This is a genomic window from Dyadobacter sp. SG02, assembly GCF_900109045.1.
Classification (GTDB): Bacteria; Bacteroidota; Bacteroidia; order Cytophagales; family Spirosomataceae; genus Dyadobacter.
On sequence record NZ_FNYL01000005.1, the window covers coordinates 285,200 to 304,137 of the forward strand.

An 18,938-nucleotide genomic window follows, 5' to 3' on the forward strand; every position below is an offset into this window, starting at 1 on the left:
CTACTGCCTTTTCAACAACACATCGCCCTGATAACTGCCACCTTCGAATGTCTCTTTGATGTTCACGTCTAAATGCTTGCCTGCGAGCTCGGCTTTGATTTCGACATCCGAGGATTGAAGAATGCCGTCGATCGTCGATTCTATCTTCTGCTTTACCTGGAATTTGTTGGGTTCAGTCAATTCAATGTTGTCGAAAATCACCTTCCTGGGCGGTATTGAATCGATGAAATCCTGCCAGTCCTCTCCTTCAATAAGTGTCTCCTCGTCGTGTGTCAGCCTAATCTTTTTCTCGGATAGTTTATCAATTGTCCAACGAACCGTGATCGTCACGATAATCTTGTCAATCATCTCCTGAGAATTCGTCGTCTGATAAACGCCAACAAGGTCACGGGTTAGATCAGGAGCGGGATCGTTGTCCTTTTTGCAGGAGAACACAAAGAACAAAACCAGGAGGAGTAAATATCGCGCCATAAGAGGTAAGGTTGTAAATACCATAATCTTAGCACAATTCAATCAAATGTCAAAATAGTTTTTATTTACCGATCTAATACTTTGCAAAGCCGCGACTATCCGCCGTCAGCAAATAACTTTCGTCCAAATTTTCTTCTCCCATACAACCATTTCCGCATCTTGCGGCCTCTTTGATACGAATACGCTAAAAATCCCCGCATGACTTCGGAAGCCGATTTAATCACTGGTTGCCTTTTAAATGACCGCATTGCCCAGCGACAGCTGTACGACCGCTACAAAAAAGCGATGTACACCCTCGCTTACCGCATTACCGGTGATTTCGACGATGCCAACGATGTATTGCAGGACGCGTTTCTGGAAGTATTCAAACATTTGAACCAGTTCCGGGGCGAGTCGACACTCGGTGCGTGGGTCAAACAGATCGTGGTCAGAAAATCGACGAAGAAGAAACGGGTGGTGATATGGCAGAATGTGGACGATTATGTGGGCGAAGGGATCGACTGGGGCGAATCGGAGATCAATGCGGCGCATCTTGAAACGGCGATCTTATCATTGCCGGACGGTTTCCGGACCATTTTTGTACTGGCCGAAGTCGAGGGCTACACGCACCGGGAAATCGCGGTGATGCTCAATATTTCGGAAGGTACTTCGAAATCACAATTATTTCATGCCAAAAGAAAGCTCCGCGCGATGCTTTCGGCGAACTGACACCGATTCCAATGGAAAAGAATCATACAAACCTGCAAAATGCGATCCGCCGCTTCCCCGCCTACGAACCGGGCAACGAGGTTTGGAATACTATCAACGAAAACCTGCTGGCGCAACCGCTGCGCGAGGCGCTTTCCGAAATGCCTGATTACGAGCCCGACAATAAGCTCTGGGAACTGATCGACCGGAAAAATGTGCGGCATCGGCGCTGGAAATGGGGTTACGCGGCAGCCATTCTTGCATTGGCAGCAGGCATTTCCTGGATGATACTACCCCGCGGCCCGCAACGCATTGCCTACTCGCAGGAAGCCGTCGACGAGCGCCTGCAAATGGACGGCGAGGTGAAGACCGACCAGCAGTACCGCGTCCTGAAAACCTATTGTGAAACGGAGACGCTGGTATGCAACAGCACCGAGTACCGGTCGTTGCAGCAGGAATACGAACGGTTGAGCTCGGCGTCGGACCTGCTGGCGCAGGCGATCGGCGATTACAACACCGAGCCGGAGCTGCTGAGGCAGTTTAATGAAATTGAAAGACAAAAAACGGACATTCTGAATGCAATGGCCAAAATGATTTAAGCACCAGAACAATGAAAATGTACCTTAAAAATATCCGAAAACTACCGTTGCTCGCACTGCTTGCGTGGGCGCTCGGGGATCTGCCCGCGTACGCGCAGGGGAAATTGCAGGTGGCCACGAAAAGGATCGAAAAGACGGTGAGTGCGCCGACCGTGCGCACGCTGTACATCAGCGCCGAAAAGGCCGATATCGAGATTGTGACCTGGGACAATGCCGATATTACGGTGATCATGGAGCTTTCTGCCCGCCACCCCGACCGCGCCACGGCTACGCAGGACCTTTCCAAATTGCAGTATATCGCCGACCGTAACGGCAAGGACTATTTCCTGCGCAATTATATTGTATTGAAAGATGGTGAAAGCAAGCCCGTTTCGAACCTGAAAGCGCGCTATACGATCCATTTGCCCCCATCCTGCGCCGTGGATCTCAAAAATTCGTTCGGCACGATCACCCTGCGCGGGCTTACCAACCAACTGAACCTCAAAGCGGATTTCTGTACAACAAACCTGACTGGATTGAGCGGTAAAGGGGCCCTCCAAACGACATTCGGTGTGCTTTCCGGCACCGAACTGGCGGGTACCTTTACTTTTTCAAGCGACCATACCAACGTCCGTCTCGAACAGATCGCCGGGGCGATCCGCATCGACGCCTCATATGGTAACGTCGAAATTTTCCCTACCGTGGGCCTCACCAGCCTGGGAATCCATTCCAAAAAGGCCGAAGTAACGCTTCTGGCAAAGAACTGGCAGCATTTCGATTACACCATCAATGGCGCGTATGCCACCATGAAACTTCCCAACGGTTTCAAATGGAAGCGCAATACGGCCGATTTTAAAGAAGCATTTTTTTCCCGCAACCAGCTCGCCAGCGTCGACATCAACGCCGAGTTCGGAAGGGTTACGATTAAATAAAACGGGTGCTTAACTATTAGTCATGAAAGTAAAATAACCCTCCTCATTCCTCAGCTCACTCAACTCAACCAAAACCTCAACATACCGACGCCTCTTTGACAGCACATTTACATTAATTCATCCTAATCCCGATTGTAAATCAATGCAAAAAGGCGTACTGATGCTCCTGCTGCTTTGTGCCATTTCTGCGGCCAAAGCGCAGGATACCGTGAGCATATCATATTCCGAAGAGAGCGACACGCTGATCAAACAGCGCTTTCTGGACCGATATGAGAATGTATTTATGACAAAAGTCCCGACGCGGCACATGTTCAAAATCGGGCTGTCGCAGTATTACCAGGCGATTGCATTTCCGCTACGGGACGATAAAATACTGAATAATACCTCGTTGCAGCTGGGCTATGAATTCAAGTTTTTGCCAGCATTTTCGATAGCATTAGCGGGCCACATGCCATTTTTCGATTTACATTTCCCAGTGAAAGAACTCGTCTCCTACACGGTCATGGATGCACAGCTGAGGTGGTTTGTCGGAATGCGAAAGCGTATAAAGAAAGGCCTGAGCGCGAATAATTTTAGCGGGAATTATGTCGCCGTGTTCTATAATCTGCCTGGCACTGCTGACAACTACAATCCTAAAATAGGTTTAAAATTCGGCATTCAGCGGCGGTTTTTGAATCACGGATTCATGGATTTCAGCATTGCCGTGCACCAGAGCAGCTATGACGGCGGCCCGTCCTTTTCGTCGCAGGCGAGTCTTGGTTTTGCATTAGGCGACTGGAAGCGGGTCGACAAGGCCCCTTTGTGTGATATCCTGCTTTGCGACGCGCAGGTCAGGAACCAGTGGAAGGTTCGTCTGCCCGAAGTGACGGTCGGCTATTACCTCAACAGGCTGAAAGCCGGCGTCGCATTTGAACAACGACTGGGCGCGTGGCCACTGACACTTAATTTTCAACTCGATGCGGCCATGAACAATGGTTTCAACCTGATAAGGTATGAAAATATGAGCTGGGGTTATTTTCGCAAATACATGCAGGTATATTCCAGGGAGAAAATCGTCTCATTCTCCGTTCAACCGAGATATTATGTTTTCACAAAAAAACAGCAGCTGAAAGGTAGAAGCACAAATGGCATGTCGGGCGCATATGCAGGATTGAATATGCAATACTACTATTACAAGGGCAAACACAGCGACATTCAACCAGATGATCTGCGCAGAGAAGACAATATTGTGAATGTAGGTCCGCTGGTTGGCTTTCAGCTACGGCTATTCAACCATGGCTATTTCGATTGCAACACCTCTTACAATTTTCAGGATTATTTAAAAAGTACTGAAACGGATTTCGGATTCCGCACGAATATCACGCTGGGTCTGGCTTTCTAGGCACTACAACTCACTATAATTAAGAATTATGACACGCACTACAAAAAAGCGGGTTGGCATCGCTTTGTCCATTGTCATCACACTCATATTTCTTTTTCAACGGAATATGGAAGACTCGCGCATGCAAGGCATTTGGGAACAAAAGTACCATCTCATCCGAATGCAAATCGGCTGGCGACTAATGCAACTACGACACGAGTATAGCACCCGGCAAATTCCTGTTTCGCAGAATACCATGCTCGAAGTAAAAAGTTTGTGGGAAGACCGCGACGTCCTTTTTCATGTTTTGAAGCATCGAAAAACCGCGTTTTCCGCTGATAGCCTAAATAAATTGGAACGCCTCATTGACCGGCAAACACAGTTAGCCACAGTCCTCCGCGAAATCGAACGCATTGAAAAAATCAACGATACAGACTAGCCATGAAAAACAAGAAAAACCTGCTCAAACTAGTGCACAATGCAAAGCAATACCTGACAATCCTGACTTTCCTGACCATTTTTATTTCCTGCGACCAGTTCGAATTCAGCCCCAACCAGTCGTTCGACCATTCCAGCCCCTCAAACCTGAACGCCCAAAACCTTGCCCGGCTCCGGCAGAACGCGGAAGACGATACCGTTACCATTGTCTTCGCGGGCGATACGCAGCGGTGGTATGACGAGCAGGAGCGATTTGTGAAGAAAGTCAATAGCCTCGAAAACGTCGATCTGGTGCTGCTGGCAGGCGACATTTCCGATTTTGGGATATTGCAGGAGTTCAAATGGGTTCAAAAACGGCTCTCCGCATTGCGCGCACCTTACTTCGGGATCATCGGTAATCATGATATGGTGGCCAACGGCAGGCAGATATTCCGGCAGATGTTCGGGCCTTTGAATTACTCATTTGTGTATGGCGCCATCAAGTTCGTCGCCCACAATACCAACGGGCTGGAAGCGCCCGGCGAGCCGATTCCCGACGTCGGCTGGCTAGCACGCGAATTGCAGAATTCCGAGGGCGCCGATTACATCGTTACCGTTTCGCACGTGCCGCCCTTCAATGCCCAGGAGTTTGGTACCGAATCGGTAAAACCGTACACCAACCTGCTGCAAAACACCCCGAATCTGCTGCTCTCCCTGCACGGGCATGTACACCAGCACCAGGATTTCTATCCGTTTGGCGACAAGGTGCATTACATGACCAGTTTTTCTTTCGAACAAAGCGCATTTGTACTCCTCCAAATTTCCAAAGGCAAGGTCCTGAAATCCATCATCTACTACTGACATGAAACGAATGCTCCTGCTGGCGGCGCTTCTCTTAACGGGAGCAGCCAGCACTTCCTATGCCCAATTCGTGCGAAAACTTGCCCCTGATTTTGCACAAATCCAATATGCAGGCAGCAATGGCTGGATGGGCCTCGGGGCCGGTTACGAATTTTTCAACCGGCATTTGCGGACCCATTTTCAGTACGGATATGTCCCCCCATCGAAGGGCGGACCGTTACATTTATTCTCCGGTGCAGTTTTTTACCAGCCGGCACGCATTAGGGCGGGCAGTCACTTGCAAGTCAACCCGTTGGATATTGGGTTTAAAGGCAGTTACCAATTCGGTAACGATTACTTTTTCAAACTTCCCTCCCGCTATCCGCCCAACTACTACTGGTGGAAACCCGCATTCCGCCTGCATTTGGCAACAGAATCTTCATTGACCTACAAATTGACTGCAAATAAAGGTATCCGGACACTGAGCGCCTATCTTGAATTCAATACCAACGATCTGTACCTGGTCAGTTACGTTTTGAATGCGGGGTCGTTGCGGATCGGCGAAGTGGTGAAGGCGGGAGTCGGGATTCGGGTGGGGTTTTAGGCAGGTAGAGATAGCGGTTCTGTGCTTTATGTATGCATTGGCCCGTATACGCGCGGCTGCTAACCTGCGAACTTATGAATATCCTTAAAACCCCGTCGGCCCTTATTAAAGCGCTCTTCGTCACAGTGCTTGCCTTTTGTTTCGTTCCCTCGACCACTCGCGCTCAGACGAAAATCATCCCATTGTGGGAAAACGGCGTGCCGGGGTTCGAAAACAGGCGCAATGAGCCCGAATCGGCGAAGGATTACTGGGTCAAAAACATTCATAGCCCATCGCTCCAAGTGTTCGCCCCGCCCGCGGGTAAGGCAAACGGGACCGCGGTGGTTGTCTGTCCGGGCGGTGGCTTCCGGCTGCTGGTCTATAATGCCGAAGGTGTGCAACCGGCTGAATACCTGGCCAAACTGGGCATTACCGTTTTTGTTTTGAAATATCGCCTGCCGCGCGAAGAAGGCTCACCCTACTCGCTCGACAAGCACCCGCGCGAGGACGCATTACGGGCGATCAGGCAGGTACGCAACCGTGCGAAAGAATATGGTATCGATCCTGGTCGCGTCGGAATGCTGGGCTTCTCCGCTGGCGGCGAGGTGGTGGCATCGGTCGCTTACGTGTCCGGTAAGGGCGATCCCGGCGCTAAAGACCCTATCGACCGCCTCGATGGAAAACCCGACTTTCAAATGCTGATCTACCCTGGTCCGCTGGGCATCCCTGAAACCGTCCCTGCCGACGCCCCGCCGGCATTCCTGCTCGCCGCCAACGACGATCCGTGCTGCGGCGTTACCACAGCCAGCCTGCTCGTCAAGTACCGCGAAGCGAAACGCCCGGTAGAAGCGCACCTTTACACCAAAGGCGACCACGGTTTCAACATGGGCGACCGCTCGCCGCTGCAAAGCATCAAATCCTGGCCCCAGCGCATGGCCGACTGGCTCGGGGATAATGGGTATTTGAAATGATTTGTGCCAGATAAATCCAGGTTTGCAGTGCCGATCTGTACCATCTTTACAATCGAAAACGGGAAGATCACGCAGGATTTCACCTATTACGATAATTTTAGTGAGTAATTCCGATTAGCACCTGACCATCAAAACTCCCGTTCCTGGTAAGCTAGCCCCTTCCCTTTCTCGCAATAATCCTTCAAACTGAGCAGAAACATAGCCCAGTTGTAATTGCACCATTGGTAAAACTCGGTCAGTTCGCGCCAGTTGAAATGCTTCAAAACAATGGCCGTAACGCCGTTTTTCCTCTCAAAAAGCTCGAATGACACACCAGTACCGATCCATTCAGGGTCGGAATGCGTGCAGAGCCATTCGATGCGTTTGTTTTCGGTGAGTTCTACGATTTGCATCAGGACGCGGTCGTCGTCACCGAAGCCGAAGTCGCTGATGGCGCCGACTTCGTTTTCGACAGTTAAATCTGTCGTCCAAATGCTGCCGAGGCCTTTCCGGGTCGTCAGTGCTTCGTATACTGTGGCTATTGGGGCTTTAATGTAGTTGATGTGCTCGATCTTTTCCATATGTCGCTATTGAGTTGATCGGCAAATCTAGCGACGGTTTGAATGCCCGGTGTTGGGGAAACGCGACATTCGAGGGGTTGTTCCGGCCAAGTCCGCGTTAATCTTGTTGTTACATGCCTGACGGCATTTCCGATTTCAGCCGACCGCAACCCCGCCCCGCAAATACTCCGCCGTCAGCGAATCCTTCGATTTCAGCAAATCGGCCGGGGTGCCTTCGAACAATACCTGGCCGCCTTTGTGGCCGCCTTCCGGACCGAGGTCGATGATCCAGTCCGCGTGTTTCATTACTTCGGTATTATGTTCGATGACGATCACGGAGTTGCCCTGGTCGACGAGGTGGTCGATGATTTCGAGCAAATGGCCGGTATCGGACATATGCAGCCCGGTCGTAGGTTCGTCCATCACGTAAATTGTACCGTTTTTGTGCAGCTCGCCAGCAAGTTTGATACGCTGGCATTCTCCGCCCGACAATGTGCTCAGGGGCTGCCCGAGCGTGAGGTAGTTGAGCCCTACCTGATTCATCGCCGTCAATTTGTGGATGATGTCTTTGGTTTTAAAAAACGCGAGTGCTTCTTCCACGGGCATATCCAGCACGTCCTTGATTGATTTACCATTGACTTTGTATTCCAGCACTTCCGGTTTGAAACGCTTGCCTTCGCAGGTTTCGCAAACCGTTTTCACCGGTTCCAGAAATGCCAGGTCGGTAAATATAAATCCAAGCCCCTGGCATTCAGGACATGCCCCATCGGAGTTAAAACTGAACAGCGACGCGCTTACCTTGTTAGTTTTGCCAAAAAGCTTGCGGATATCGTCCATTATGCCGGTATAAGTCGCCGGGTTGGACCGAATGGATGCTCCTACCGCCGACTGATCGATCACGATGGCCTCGGGATGCTGCGAGAGGAACACGCCGTTGATCAGCGAACTCTTGCCCGAGCCCGCCACGCCGGTCACAACCGTAAAAACGCCGGTAGGAATGTCAACCGACACATTTTTGAGGTTATGCCGTTTGGCATTTTTAACTTTTAATATCCCTGTTGGCTGCCGGAACGTGGATTTGACCTTTAAATCACGATTGATAAACTTTCCGGTGAGCGTGGGGGCTTGCAGGAGTCCCTGGTAATCGCCCGAATAAACCACTTCCCCACCTCCACTACCGGCTTTTGGTCCCACGTCCACCACATAGTCGGCGACGCGGATTACATCCGGATCGTGCTCGACGACGAGGATCGTATTGCCCTTGTCACGCAGTTTTTGAAGTAATTCGTTCAATCTGTGCACGTCGCGGGGGTGCAGGCCTATACTCGGTTCGTCGAAAATGTAGGTAATGTCGATGAGGCTGCTGTTCAAATGCTTCACCATTTTGATCCGCTGCGATTCACCGCCGGACAATGTGCCGGTTTCGCGGTCCAGGCTAAGGTAACCGAGGCCAATGTCGACCAAATGCTCCAACCGCTCGGAGAGCGTATCGATCATCGGTTTGGAAATCGGATCGTGGATTTCGCGGATGATTTTGACCAGTTCCGAAACCTCCATTGCCGACATTTCCGCAATATTCAAACCACCAATGCGGCAGGCGAGCGCCTTCGCATTCAGGCGCGCGCCTTTGCACGCGGGGCAATCGCCCATTTTAAGAAAGCGTTCTACTTTTTTAACGGTCTTTTCGGAAATCTCGCTGCTGTCCTTTTGAATATACAAACGGTTGAACTTATCGACCAACCCCTCGTACTTCGTATCGAACGTCATACCATTGTAGTTGGATTCGTACGTACCCTTTCCGTAAAGCAAAGTGTGCATTTCGGCATCCGAATAGTCGTCGAGCTTTTTATCATTATCCAACATACCAGAAAACGTGTAGGCTTTCCAATACCACGTTCCCACCGCAAAAACGGGAAAGAGGATCGCCCCTTCGTTGAGCGATTTGGAGGTATCCAGAAATTTTTCCAGATCGATTTCCACCTTTTTGCCTAAACCATTACACTCCGGGCACATACCGGCCGGGTCGTTGAAGGAGAATGCATTGGAAAAACCCGCATGCGGCTGCCCTAATCTTGAAAAAAGCAGCCTGAGTACTGCCGAAATATCGGTAATGGTCCCCATTGTCGACCGCGAATTACCTCCGAGGCGCTTCTGATCGATGACAATGGAAGTGGAAAGGTTTTCGATCGCGTCGGCCTCCGGCTGGCTGATGCGCGGCAGGCGGTTGCGGATAAACATGCTGAAAGTCTCGTTCAGCTGGCGCTGCGCCTCGGCGCCGATCGTGTCAAAAACAATGGAAGATTTTCCCGAACCTGAAACCCCCGTAAAAATGGTGATTTTGCGCTTGGGAATGTCGAGTGAAACATTTTTGAGATTATTTTCCCTTGCACCGCGGATGCGGATGTATTCCTGCTGATTCATGGCTTTGAGGTTTGATGAAATGTAATGAGTGAATTTTGAATGAGTGAATGAGTGAATGAGTGAATGAGTGAATTTTGAATGAGTGAATGGTGAATGAGTGAATGACTGAATAGTTTTAGTAGCATCGTTGATCGGTGAATATCTGTTGAATATTACTTCGATCAAAATTCACCAATTAAAATTATTCACACATTCACTCATTCACTCATTCACTCATTCAATCATTCAATCATTCAATCATTCAATCATTCACTCATTCAAAATCCACTCACCCCCCCGCGGCGGAAAAAATCCACTGCACCGCGTAACGGTCTGTGAGAGTGGCCCATTGGCCTTTGAGGATGCCGGGTGAGAGCGGCGCGGTTACTTCGCCTTCTTTCGCCAGTTTCTGGAATACCGATTTCAGCTGGCCCGGCGCGGTAATGCTGATCCACAGCGAAATACTGTTGCCCGAGGCTACCCCTTCCTCGCCACCCAGGTCGGATGCAAACAGCCGGACGTGCTCCGACACCAGGCTCGCATGCAATACCAACCGCCTGATTTCCAGCGGAAACTGCTTCCCGTCGGGCGTATCGCCCAGGTACGTGAATTGCAGCTCGCCCCCGAAGCAGGATTGGTAAAAATGCATCGCCTCTTTGCAATTGCCGTTGAATGTAAGGAAGGGGTAAATCGCCATTGGGTAATTTATTGATTATAAGCGCGATCCATTTCGGCAATATCGAGCTTTTGCATGCCCATCACTGCCTGGAACATCTGTCCCGCACGCTTCGGGTCGCCGCTGGATAACCGCTCGTTCAGCATGGCGGGTACGATTTGCCACGACAGCCCGAACTTGTCTTTCAGCCAGCCGCATTGGCTTTCTTCGCCACCGTCGGCGATGAGCGAATTCCAGTAATAGTCGATTTCTTCCTGGTCTTTGCAGGAAACAAAAAACGAGACGGCCTCCGTGAACTTGAACATCGGCCCGGCGTCGAACAGATGCAACGTCAGTCCGTTGATCTCGATGACGCCCATCATCACCTGGTCGGCAGGCATATGGCTGTCTTCCGGCCATTTTTTAAGCAATTTGATCTGCGAATTCGGGAAAATACGGGTGTACAGGTTCATCGCTTCCTCAGCGCCGCCATTGTACCATAGAAACGGGGTAATGTTTTGTGTGGTTGATAATTCGCTCATTGTTTCGATTGTTGAAGGTGAATGGTTTGGATAAAAATGGTTTTTAGTTTGCCGATGATCGACATTACAAATTTGGCAGGTTATCTAAAAATAAACAGGGTGTAAAAACGCCTAACCAAAGGGGTAAAAATGCCAAGTGAATATTTTTCTATATTTACGGTTCTAAATCCAACATCGTTATGAAACATATCTCGGTATATGTCCCCCAATGCTCCTACATCGAAGCGGTTTCGCCTGCTTACCGGCTCTTCAACACGGCCAACGACTTCCTGAGGGCGTCGGGCAAAGAGCCTAAATTCAATGTGGAATTCGTCGGGCTGAGCCACGATATCAAGGCGCAGGACGGCGAATACACGATCCGCATCAACAAGTTGCTCAGCGAAGTCAACAAAACCGACCTCGTCATCATCCCCGCATTATGCGGTAACCTGCGCGAATCCGTCGAACTCGACCGCCCGGCCATTCCCTGGATGCTTGAAATGCGGGAAAGAGGTTCGGAAATCGCATCACTTTGCCTCGGTGCATTCCTGCTGGGCGCTACCGGCCTGCTCGACGGCAAAAAATGCTCAACACACTGGGCTTATTACGAGGAATTTAAAGAAATATACCCTCAAATCGAAGTCGTAGACGGCACCATTATCACCGACGAGGGCAAAGTATATTCCAGCGGAGGAGCCAATTCGATCTGGAACCTTTTGATTTACATTCTCGAAAAATACACCAGCCGCGATATAGCCATCCTGGCGGCCAAATACTTCGCCATCGACATCGACCGCGACAACCAGCGCGCATTCACGATTTTCAAAGGCCAGAAAAACCACAACGACGACGGCATCCTCGCCGCACAGGATTACATTGAAAAGAACTACACCGAAAAACTGACGATCATAGAGCTGGCCGACATTGCGAGCGTGAGCCGCCGGAGCTTCGAACGGCGCTTCAAAAATGCCACGAACAACACCATCAACGAGTACGTGCGCCGCGTGCGGGTGGAAGCGGCCAAGCGGAGCTTTGAAGTATCGCGCAAGAACGTGACGGAGGTCATGTACGACGTGGGTTATACCGACACCAAGGCATTCAGGGACGTATTCAAAAAGGTAACCGGCCTGACGCCCATCGAATATCGGAACAAATACAGCAAAGAGAATTAAGAGCGGCTACCAGCCGCTTTTTTTATTGAATGGTATTGTGCTAATCAATTGTTTTTCAAACGAAAACACTGATTTACCGGTAGCTCATTTTATTTGCGTCCTCCCTCCCAAATGCGCAATTTTGCACCACATTTTACAAATCGAACCAATTTATAGTCATGTCAAAATCTATTTTGATCGTCGTGCTCGCATGCATGATCGGTTCCGCGCACGCGAATTCCATCCTACCAGCTATGACCAGTAAAATCGCCTACACCGAAACCGTCGACTGCGGCAGCGTTTCCCTCATCGACATTTTCAGACGCGCCCGCTTGTGGGTAAGCCAGTCGGCGCCGGACAACAAGACGCTCGTCGACGACAAGGAAACCGGCGACCTCGTTACGCAAGGGCACATTACCATCACCATTCCGCGGTCCGAAAACAATGCGGGCGGTGTTTACAAATTCGGCTACGTGCTTTCGGTAGAATGCGCCAACCGCAAGTACCGCGCATCGCTGGCGAATGTGGAATACCGGGACGGAAGTGGCCGCACGGTGCCTCTGGAAACGTTCATCCAGAAAACCGACAACAAAGCCGCTGCTACCGAGCTCGATGCCAAACTCAAAGCATTACTCGCCGATTTGCAGTCGAACGTGAAGGATTACAAGCCGTTCTGACAATGAACACCGGTCGCATTACAACGTTTCTCCTCGGCCCCGAACTTTGCTGGCTGCTGACGTACGGCCTGGCGCTGCTCCTGGTGGCGCCCAACCAGCCTCCTACCGAGGCGGGCAACGTCCGGTTGGAAAGTCTGGCCTGGTACGTGCTCCTGGCGGCAATCGTTCTTTCGTTTCTGCCGCTCTACTGGTCGCAAAGCGGCTTCGGCTGGTGGATGCTGCGTATAGGCATCGCCGGTTTGATCGGTATCACCTCCGTCGCCACCGCATTTTGCGCCGCTATCGATTATAACGACTCCCGGAATTCGGGCGTGGGCACGCTATGGATCATGCTGGTGACTTTCGGGGTGATCTTCTTGTTTCTGGGCATGATCGGCGCCGGTCTTCTCATCAAATTCAGGACCTACGCATTGCCTGTGGTGAAATGGGCCGGTATCGGGCTGGGCGTTTTGGCGGTGCTCTGGATGCTGATCAACCTCATTGCAAAGGCGAAGTAGACAATTCTAATCATTACTATCCTCTATTATGATCGACGAAGTACCTTCTCCCAAAAATACCTACACCGTACGTTTCGGCGCCTATGAAGTGCGTATGAGCCATTGGATTACCGAACCGGGCATTTACCGTGTTTCCAACAACCAGTTGCTATTCGATATGCCTTCCACCTGGAGCTGCGACGAAGCCAAATGGATCGACGACACCACGGTCGAACTCAAAACAAGGCTCTACCCCGGCCGAGAATACTGCGATCTTCGCCTTGACATGAAGGCCGAAACCGGTACGGCGGTAAGAGGCACCTATCCGTTCGCGAATTCCATGAATACGCCTCCCAAGCAGTTCGAAGGCAGTTTGCAGGAAATTTACCGCTGGCTTTAATGCTCCGAAACGATGGACGCTAACAAAGGAATACCGGGTTTTGAACTATTCATGCTGCTATTTTTCACCGTCGGGGCCGTTTTTGCGATCATCTCGTTTTCAATCTACCGCAACAGCCGCAACCTGATCGAAAATGGTGTCGAAACCAAAGGCATTGTCATCGACCTGCACCGGTTAAAGCCCCGGGAATACCCGCTTGCACCGTCTATCAGGTATTTCAAAAAGGATGGTACCGAGCACATTTTTCACAGTTCGGAAGCGCGCAACCCGCCCGAATACCAGATCGGCGAAGAAGTGACATTGTATTACGATCCGAACGACCCAAACAATGTGCATTTAAAGGGCAACTTCTTTTTCGTGTATGTGTTTGCGGGAATGGGCGCGGTGTTCTGGCTGTTTTCCATCTGGTACGTAGGCTCGGCCATAAAAGCGATATTTCACTGGCTTTTCGGCTGACCTAATGCCAGGAGGATTGTATCAAAAAGGCAAAATTAAGCCAAAAGCGGCTTCACCACCTTGCCATGCACATCGGTAAGGCGGTAGCGGCGCCCCTGGTGCTTGAACACCAGCTGCTCGTGGTCGATGCCCATCAAATGCATGACCGTTGCCTGAAAATCATGCACATGCACCGGATCTTTGATGATATTATACCCGAAATCATCGGTCTGACCGTACACAAATCCCTTCTTCACACCCGCTCCGGCCATCCATATCGAGAAGCTGCGCGGATGGTGGTCACGACCGTAGTTATCGCGGGTCAGTTTACCCTGTGAATAGGCCCCGCGACCAAATTCTCCGCCCCAAACCACTAACGTTTCGTCCAGCAAGCCGCGCTGTTTCAAATCGTTGATCAATGCGGCCGAAGCCTGATCCACGCTCTTGGCCATGATTTTAATGTCGTTCGGCAGGTTACCGTGCTGGTCCCAGCCCTGATGGTACAGCTGCACAAATTTCACGTCTTTTTCGATCAGCTTCCGGGCCAGGACGCAGTTGGCCGCAAATGTGCCGGGCTTGCGCGAATCCTCGCCGTACATATCGAAAATATAATCGGGCTCCTTGGAAATATCCATCGTTTCGGGAACCGCCGTCTGCATCCGGTAAGCCATTTCGTACTGCGCCATCCGGTAGTTGATCTCCGGATCGAGCAGTTTTTCGAACTGGCCCTGTTGCAATTTCGCGAGCGAGTTCAGCATACGCCTGCGACTGGTGCGATCGATTCCTTCGGGGTTATTGAGGTAAAAAACCGGGTCCGGGCCCGAGCGGAACACCACGCCCTGGTGAATGGACGGCAAAAAACCATTACTCCAAAGTTTGGCGTACAATGGCTGGTCGCCCCCGCGGCCTTTGGAAAGCAACACCACGAACGAAGGCATGTTCTGGTTATCGGAACCCAGCCCGTAGCTCACCCACGAGCCCCAGGAAGGCCGCCCGCCCTGCTGGCTGCCGGTCTGGAAGAACGTCACGGCGGGATCGTGGTTAATAGCCTCGGTGAACATGGAGCGGATAAACGTGACGTCGTTCACAATGCCCGAAGTATAGGGCATCAATTCGCTGATCATCATATCATTATCGCCATACTGCTGGAATTTGTATTTCGAAGCGGCCAATGGGAAGCTGCTCTGTCCCGCCGTCATACCGGTCAGGCGTTGCCCTTTCCGCACCGATTCGGGGAGGTCTTTGCCCCACATTTGTTCCAGTTTCGGCTTATAATCAAACAGTTCCAGCTGCGACGGCGCGCCGCTTTGGAACAGGTAGATCACGCGTTTGGCTTTGGGCGCGAAATGCGGGTGCCCGATCGGCAACCCGGCGGCTTCCGCCCCTTTTTCGGCCACTTTTTTGGCCACCGAATTATCCGCACTCAAAAGCGATGCCATCGCTGCCGCACCGAGGCCAAGGCTTGTTTTCGAGAGGAAATTACGCCTGCTCAATTGCTCGTGGACATGGTTTTCAAGTTCTCTGTAAAGGCTCATTGCTTTGATTGTTATCGCTTGATCAAAAATTCGTCAAAATTCATTACCGTGCTCGCCACGATGGTACCGGCCGCCAATTGTGCCGGATTCAGGGTTTTATCGAGCGGGTATTCTCCCACGGCCAGGATCGACTTCATCCGTTTTGGATTGTGGCTGAAATCCTTCAATTCCTCGTCGTACAGCTCTTTCAATACCATTTTCTCTTTCGGATCGGGCAATCGGCTCGTCAATGCGGTGAACGCGTAGTCGATCTGCTCGTCGATGGTCTGACCATTTTTAAGCATATGTTGTGCCAGCACGCGCGACGCTTCCACAAACTGCGGGTCGTTCATGACCACCAATGCCTGCAATGGCGTACTGGTTTTCTGCCGTTTGGTAATACAGAAGTGCCGTTCGGCAGCGTCGAAATTGAGCATCATCGGCGGTGGCGAGCTGCGTTTCCAGATCGTGTAAAGGCTCCGGCGGTACAGCGAATCGCCGTGCTGTTGCTTGTAAGTCACCTCGTTACGCGTCGCGAGCGCTTCCCACAGGCCCGCGGGCTGGTACGGGTAGGCGCTCTTGCCCCCTACCCTGCGCGTGAGCAACCCGCTGGATGCCAATGCATTGTCGCGAATCTGTTCGGCGCTCATGCGGTAGCTCGGGCCGCGCGCGTAAAGCCGGTTGTCCGGATCGAGATCTTTCACGGCCGGTTCGATTTTGGAAGACTGCCGATAGGTAGCCGAAGTCACGATCAGCTTTTGAATCGCTTTCACATTCCAGCCCGATTCCCGGAAACTGGCAGCCAGGTAGTCGAGCAGCTCGGGATGGGTTGGCAGCTCGCCTTGGTTACCGTAGTCGTCGCTCGAAATCACGATCCCTTTGCCGAAATACATCATCCAGAAACGGTTCACGGTCACGCGGGTAAACAACGGGTGGTCTTTGTCCAGCAGCCATTTAGCCAGGCCAAGACGGTTTCGTGGATATTCTTTGGGTATTTTAAAGAATGCATCGGGTGTATCCGTGGACACCGGCTTGCCTGGTGCGTCGTAGGCTCCGCGGTTGAGGATGAATGTCTTACGCGGATATTTGCGCTCTTTCATCACCATCACATCGATCTGCTTGTCCATGATCTCGGTCTCCTCGCCGATCAATGCGCGGCTTGCTGCCAGTTCCTTTTTGTACCCGGCATCGATATTGGTAAGGTAATATTCTTTTAATGAAGCAAGTTGTACCGGTTTCAGTTGTGCCGACGGCGTTTTCAATGCAGCCAGCAATTCATCTTTTAAAGTAAACAACCCCTGCATTTCCAGCGGACTGATCGCCCTGGTGTAAATCCGGAACTCGTCCACCTCGAAATTCTTCGTCCGCTGGTCCGACAACCGGCCGATATTCAGCTTGTCGACGTACCAGTTCGTTTTATTTTTCCCAAACAAAATACTCTCCGTCAAATGGTCATTATACACGGTAATCTTCACCGGCTGACCGTTTACAAACAGTTTCAGGCCCGCCGCTTTGCTCAACCCGTCGTAGGTAAAGCCCAGCTGCGTCCATTTGTTCATCGGAAACTTGTCGACGGTTTGTATTTCAATGGCATTCTCCGGCCACACGTGACTGATCGTCAACCGGATGCGGCCATCTTTTTCGCGGAACACATTCCAGCCGCGGTACCCGTTCATCACCCCGTTGGATTTGTGCAGCAACGAGCCGCTCACCGCCGGATCATGCAAATTGAGCCATATGCTAATGCTGAAAGGCTGGTTACGCTCGAAGAATGCGAAGTTATCGCCGAAACTCACCGCATTTTCCCCGAAAATATACCGCGCCTTACCGATGCGGCCATTGCGCGAAGCCACATTGGAAAGGCTGTCGTCGCCCTCCGCTTTGGCCTTATGCTTCGGATTGGCGAGGTTCGTAAACTCCTTACCGGTAGGCTCGTCGAACGTGAAATGGCCCAATAAATCGGTTTTCTCAGGTACTAATGCCTTTTCCGGCGCGGTACGGGCGGTGGCGAGCCATTGCTGGAAGCCCGTTTCGTACGCAGCCGCATTCGCAGTCATAGCCGAACGCTCCTTCGCAAGATTCGCATGAATGTATTTCAATTGCGCATCGGCCTCCGGCGTGGGCAATGTGATAGCCGGGCTCGCCTCGCCATTGTACGGGATCTGGCCGTTTTCATCATTGTTATTAAAAAACGCATACAATGAATAGTAATCCTTGTGACTGATCGGGTCATACTTGTGGTCGTGGCAGCGCGCGCACTCGACGGTAAGGCCGAGAAATGTCTTGCCAAATGTATCCACACGATCGGAAACATAGGCGCTGCGGTACTCCTCGGGAATAATACCGCCTTCCTGGCTCTGCTGGTGCATCCGGTTGAATGCCGTAGCGACCATCATATCGCGGGTCGGGTTGGGCAGCATATCGCCGGCAAGCTGCCAGGTCACGAACTGGTCGTAAGGCTGGTTTTTGTTGAATGAGCTGATCACCCAATCGCGGAACGGCCAGGCGGTGCGCAGGCCGTCGTCCTGGTACCCATGCGTATCCGCGTAACGCGCTGCGTCCAGCCAGGGCACAGCCATATGCTCGCCATAATGCGGGGAGGCCAGCAGTCGGTCAACTACTTTTTCATACGCATTCGGGGATTTATCGTTTAGAAATGCTTTCACCTCTTCCGGTGTTGGCGGCAGACCGGTCAGGTCGAGGGAAACGCGGCGCAGCAAAGTGGTTTTGCTGGCTTCCGGTGAAGGTTTTACGTTCTTGTCTTCCAGTTTTTTAAGGATAAACCGGTCGATATCGTTGCGTACCCACGCCTCATTCTTCAATTTTGGCAATGCAGGCTTCTCTACTTTCGTAAACGCCCAATGCGGCTTGTATTCGGCGCCTTCCTCTACCCAGCGGATCAGAATAGCCTTTTCGCGGGCTGTTAGCGACAAATGCGACTCCGGCGTAGGCATCACAATGTCCGGATCGGCCGACAGAATGCGGTGCACGAGCTCGCTGCTTCCCGGTTTGCCGGGTTTAATGGCCTTCAAACCACTTTCAGCTTCTTTTTTATAAGCCACTTCGGCCATATCGAGGCGCAAATTGGCTTTTTGATGGTTGGCGTCCGGCCCGTGGCAGGCAAAGCAGCGGTCCGAAAGAATCGGCTTCACGTCATAGGTATAGTCCACCGGAGCAACCAGGGTGTTCATTTCAGCGGCCACATCGTCCGGGAGATCGATCTTTTTGTCGCAGGACATTAAGAAAAATCCGGCAGCAGCGACCAGCAGGCAATATTTAAGCAGGGAATTCAACATCATCTAAAAACATTATTACAAGCAAACAGCTTACA

20 protein-coding genes are annotated in these 18,938 nt (G+C 51.4%); 13 read left to right on the forward strand and 7 right to left on the reverse strand.

Going from position 1 to position 18,938, the window contains the following annotated elements:
• Positions 1-471, reverse strand: a complete 471-nt coding sequence (locus tag BMW93_RS14125) for a hypothetical protein (protein WP_090376987.1) — start codon at positions 469-471, stop codon at positions 1-3.
• Between the two features lie 198 nt (positions 472-669).
• On the opposite strand from BMW93_RS14125, the gene BMW93_RS14130 reads away from it, so the two are divergent.
• The 8 genes from BMW93_RS14130 to BMW93_RS14165 all read left to right on the forward strand — a co-directional run bounded on the left by BMW93_RS14130 (position 670) and on the right by BMW93_RS14165 (position 6,839).
• Positions 670-1,179, forward strand: coding sequence for an RNA polymerase sigma factor (locus tag BMW93_RS14130; protein ID WP_090376990.1), 510 nt, complete (start codon positions 670-672; stop codon positions 1,177-1,179).
• An 11-nt stretch (positions 1,180-1,190) separates the two neighbouring features.
• The gene (locus tag BMW93_RS14135) at positions 1,191-1,757 is read left to right on the forward strand and encodes a hypothetical protein (protein WP_090376993.1); all 567 of its coding nucleotides are present in this window, start codon (positions 1,191-1,193) and stop codon (positions 1,755-1,757) included.
• Between the two features lie 11 nt (positions 1,758-1,768).
• Entirely contained in the window at positions 1,769-2,668 is a 900-nt protein-coding gene (locus BMW93_RS14140; protein WP_090376996.1) for a hypothetical protein, read from the forward strand.
• A 142-nt stretch (positions 2,669-2,810) separates the two neighbouring features.
• Entirely contained in the window at positions 2,811-4,049 is a 1,239-nt protein-coding gene (locus BMW93_RS14145) for a hypothetical protein (protein ID WP_090376998.1), read from the forward strand.
• A gap of 28 nt (positions 4,050-4,077) precedes the next feature.
• The gene (locus BMW93_RS14150) at positions 4,078-4,467 is read left to right on the forward strand and encodes a hypothetical protein (protein ID WP_090377002.1); all 390 of its coding nucleotides are present in this window, start codon (positions 4,078-4,080) and stop codon (positions 4,465-4,467) included.
• Positions 4,468-4,469: 2 nt separating this feature from the next.
• The gene (locus BMW93_RS14155) at positions 4,470-5,306 is read left to right on the forward strand and encodes a metallophosphoesterase (protein ID WP_090377005.1); all 837 of its coding nucleotides are present in this window, start codon (positions 4,470-4,472) and stop codon (positions 5,304-5,306) included.
• 1 nt (position 5,307) lies between these two features.
• Positions 5,308-5,889: a hypothetical protein gene (locus BMW93_RS14160; protein WP_090377010.1), complete on the forward strand. Its 582-nt coding sequence runs from the start codon at positions 5,308-5,310 to the stop codon at positions 5,887-5,889.
• 74 nt (positions 5,890-5,963) lie between these two features.
• On the forward strand, positions 5,964-6,839 hold the full coding sequence (locus tag BMW93_RS14165; protein ID WP_090377013.1) for an alpha/beta hydrolase: 876 nt from the start codon (positions 5,964-5,966) through the stop codon (positions 6,837-6,839).
• Positions 6,840-6,967: 128 nt separating this feature from the next.
• Here BMW93_RS14165 and BMW93_RS14170 read toward each other — a convergent pair whose 3' ends face one another.
• From BMW93_RS14170 to BMW93_RS14185, 4 genes are all read right to left on the reverse strand, one after another.
• Positions 6,968-7,399, reverse strand: coding sequence for an SRPBCC domain-containing protein (locus tag BMW93_RS14170; protein ID WP_090377016.1), 432 nt, complete (start codon positions 7,397-7,399; stop codon positions 6,968-6,970).
• Positions 7,400-7,534: 135 nt separating this feature from the next.
• Positions 7,535-9,799 (reverse strand): excinuclease ABC subunit UvrA, encoded by a 2,265-nt coding sequence (locus BMW93_RS14175; protein ID WP_090377022.1) that lies wholly within the window; start codon positions 9,797-9,799, stop codon positions 7,535-7,537.
• 268 nt (positions 9,800-10,067) lie between these two features.
• Positions 10,068-10,475, reverse strand: coding sequence for a VOC family protein (locus BMW93_RS14180; RefSeq protein WP_090377025.1), 408 nt, complete (start codon positions 10,473-10,475; stop codon positions 10,068-10,070).
• Between the two features lie 8 nt (positions 10,476-10,483).
• Positions 10,484-10,975: a VOC family protein gene (locus tag BMW93_RS14185; RefSeq protein WP_090377028.1), complete on the reverse strand. Its 492-nt coding sequence runs from the start codon at positions 10,973-10,975 to the stop codon at positions 10,484-10,486.
• A 179-nt stretch (positions 10,976-11,154) separates the two neighbouring features.
• On the opposite strand from BMW93_RS14185, the gene BMW93_RS14190 reads away from it, so the two are divergent.
• From BMW93_RS14190 to BMW93_RS14210, 5 genes are all read left to right on the forward strand, one after another.
• Positions 11,155-12,126: a GlxA family transcriptional regulator gene (locus tag BMW93_RS14190; RefSeq protein WP_090377031.1), complete on the forward strand. Its 972-nt coding sequence runs from the start codon at positions 11,155-11,157 to the stop codon at positions 12,124-12,126.
• Between the two features lie 158 nt (positions 12,127-12,284).
• Complete coding sequence (locus tag BMW93_RS14195; RefSeq protein WP_090377034.1) at positions 12,285-12,782, forward strand: DUF4468 domain-containing protein; 498 nt, start codon at positions 12,285-12,287, stop codon at positions 12,780-12,782.
• A 2-nt stretch (positions 12,783-12,784) separates the two neighbouring features.
• Positions 12,785-13,279, forward strand: coding sequence for a hypothetical protein (locus BMW93_RS14200; protein WP_090377035.1), 495 nt, complete (start codon positions 12,785-12,787; stop codon positions 13,277-13,279).
• Between the two features lie 28 nt (positions 13,280-13,307).
• Entirely contained in the window at positions 13,308-13,658 is a 351-nt protein-coding gene (locus tag BMW93_RS14205; RefSeq protein WP_090377039.1) for a hypothetical protein, read from the forward strand.
• 12 nt (positions 13,659-13,670) lie between these two features.
• Positions 13,671-14,114 (forward strand): DUF3592 domain-containing protein, encoded by a 444-nt coding sequence (locus BMW93_RS14210; RefSeq protein ID WP_090377041.1) that lies wholly within the window; start codon positions 13,671-13,673, stop codon positions 14,112-14,114.
• Positions 14,115-14,149: 35 nt separating this feature from the next.
• On the opposite strand, the gene BMW93_RS14215 is transcribed toward BMW93_RS14210, so the two are convergent.
• Positions 14,150-15,628, reverse strand: a complete 1,479-nt coding sequence (locus tag BMW93_RS14215; protein ID WP_090377044.1) for a DUF1501 domain-containing protein — start codon at positions 15,626-15,628, stop codon at positions 14,150-14,152.
• 11 nt (positions 15,629-15,639) lie between these two features.
• Positions 15,640-18,906, reverse strand: a complete 3,267-nt coding sequence (locus BMW93_RS14220) for a DUF1553 domain-containing protein (RefSeq protein ID WP_090377047.1) — start codon at positions 18,904-18,906, stop codon at positions 15,640-15,642.
• Positions 18,907-18,938 lie beyond the last annotated feature (32 nt).

Bases quoted from the DNA above. Each gene is read 5' to 3' on its own strand.
- BMW93_RS14125 (WP_090376987.1), bottom strand. From the start codon at position 471: ATGGCGCGATATTTACTCCTCCTGGTTTTGTTCTTTGTGTTCTCCTGC.
- BMW93_RS14130 (WP_090376990.1), top strand. From the start codon at position 670: ATGACTTCGGAAGCCGATTTAATCACTGGTTGCCTTTTAAATGACCGC.
- BMW93_RS14135 (WP_090376993.1), top strand. From the start codon at position 1,191: ATGGAAAAGAATCATACAAACCTGCAAAATGCGATCCGCCGCTTCCCC.
- BMW93_RS14140 (WP_090376996.1), top strand. From the start codon at position 1,769: ATGAAAATGTACCTTAAAAATATCCGAAAACTACCGTTGCTCGCACTG.
- BMW93_RS14145 (WP_090376998.1), top strand. From the start codon at position 2,811: ATGCAAAAAGGCGTACTGATGCTCCTGCTGCTTTGTGCCATTTCTGCG.
- BMW93_RS14150 (WP_090377002.1), top strand. From the start codon at position 4,078: ATGACACGCACTACAAAAAAGCGGGTTGGCATCGCTTTGTCCATTGTC.
- BMW93_RS14155 (WP_090377005.1), top strand. From the start codon at position 4,470: ATGAAAAACAAGAAAAACCTGCTCAAACTAGTGCACAATGCAAAGCAA.
- BMW93_RS14160 (WP_090377010.1), top strand. From the start codon at position 5,308: ATGAAACGAATGCTCCTGCTGGCGGCGCTTCTCTTAACGGGAGCAGCC.
- BMW93_RS14165 (WP_090377013.1), top strand. From the start codon at position 5,964: ATGAATATCCTTAAAACCCCGTCGGCCCTTATTAAAGCGCTCTTCGTC.
- BMW93_RS14170 (WP_090377016.1), bottom strand. From the start codon at position 7,399: ATGGAAAAGATCGAGCACATCAACTACATTAAAGCCCCAATAGCCACA.
- BMW93_RS14175 (WP_090377022.1), bottom strand. From the start codon at position 9,799: ATGAATCAGCAGGAATACATCCGCATCCGCGGTGCAAGGGAAAATAAT.
- BMW93_RS14180 (WP_090377025.1), bottom strand. From the start codon at position 10,475: ATGGCGATTTACCCCTTCCTTACATTCAACGGCAATTGCAAAGAGGCG.
- BMW93_RS14185 (WP_090377028.1), bottom strand. From the start codon at position 10,975: ATGAGCGAATTATCAACCACACAAAACATTACCCCGTTTCTATGGTAC.
- BMW93_RS14190 (WP_090377031.1), top strand. From the start codon at position 11,155: ATGAAACATATCTCGGTATATGTCCCCCAATGCTCCTACATCGAAGCG.
- BMW93_RS14195 (WP_090377034.1), top strand. From the start codon at position 12,285: ATGTCAAAATCTATTTTGATCGTCGTGCTCGCATGCATGATCGGTTCC.
- BMW93_RS14200 (WP_090377035.1), top strand. From the start codon at position 12,785: ATGAACACCGGTCGCATTACAACGTTTCTCCTCGGCCCCGAACTTTGC.
- BMW93_RS14205 (WP_090377039.1), top strand. From the start codon at position 13,308: ATGATCGACGAAGTACCTTCTCCCAAAAATACCTACACCGTACGTTTC.
- BMW93_RS14210 (WP_090377041.1), top strand. From the start codon at position 13,671: ATGGACGCTAACAAAGGAATACCGGGTTTTGAACTATTCATGCTGCTA.
- BMW93_RS14215 (WP_090377044.1), bottom strand. From the start codon at position 15,628: ATGAGCCTTTACAGAGAACTTGAAAACCATGTCCACGAGCAATTGAGC.
- BMW93_RS14220 (WP_090377047.1), bottom strand. From the start codon at position 18,906: ATGATGTTGAATTCCCTGCTTAAATATTGCCTGCTGGTCGCTGCTGCC.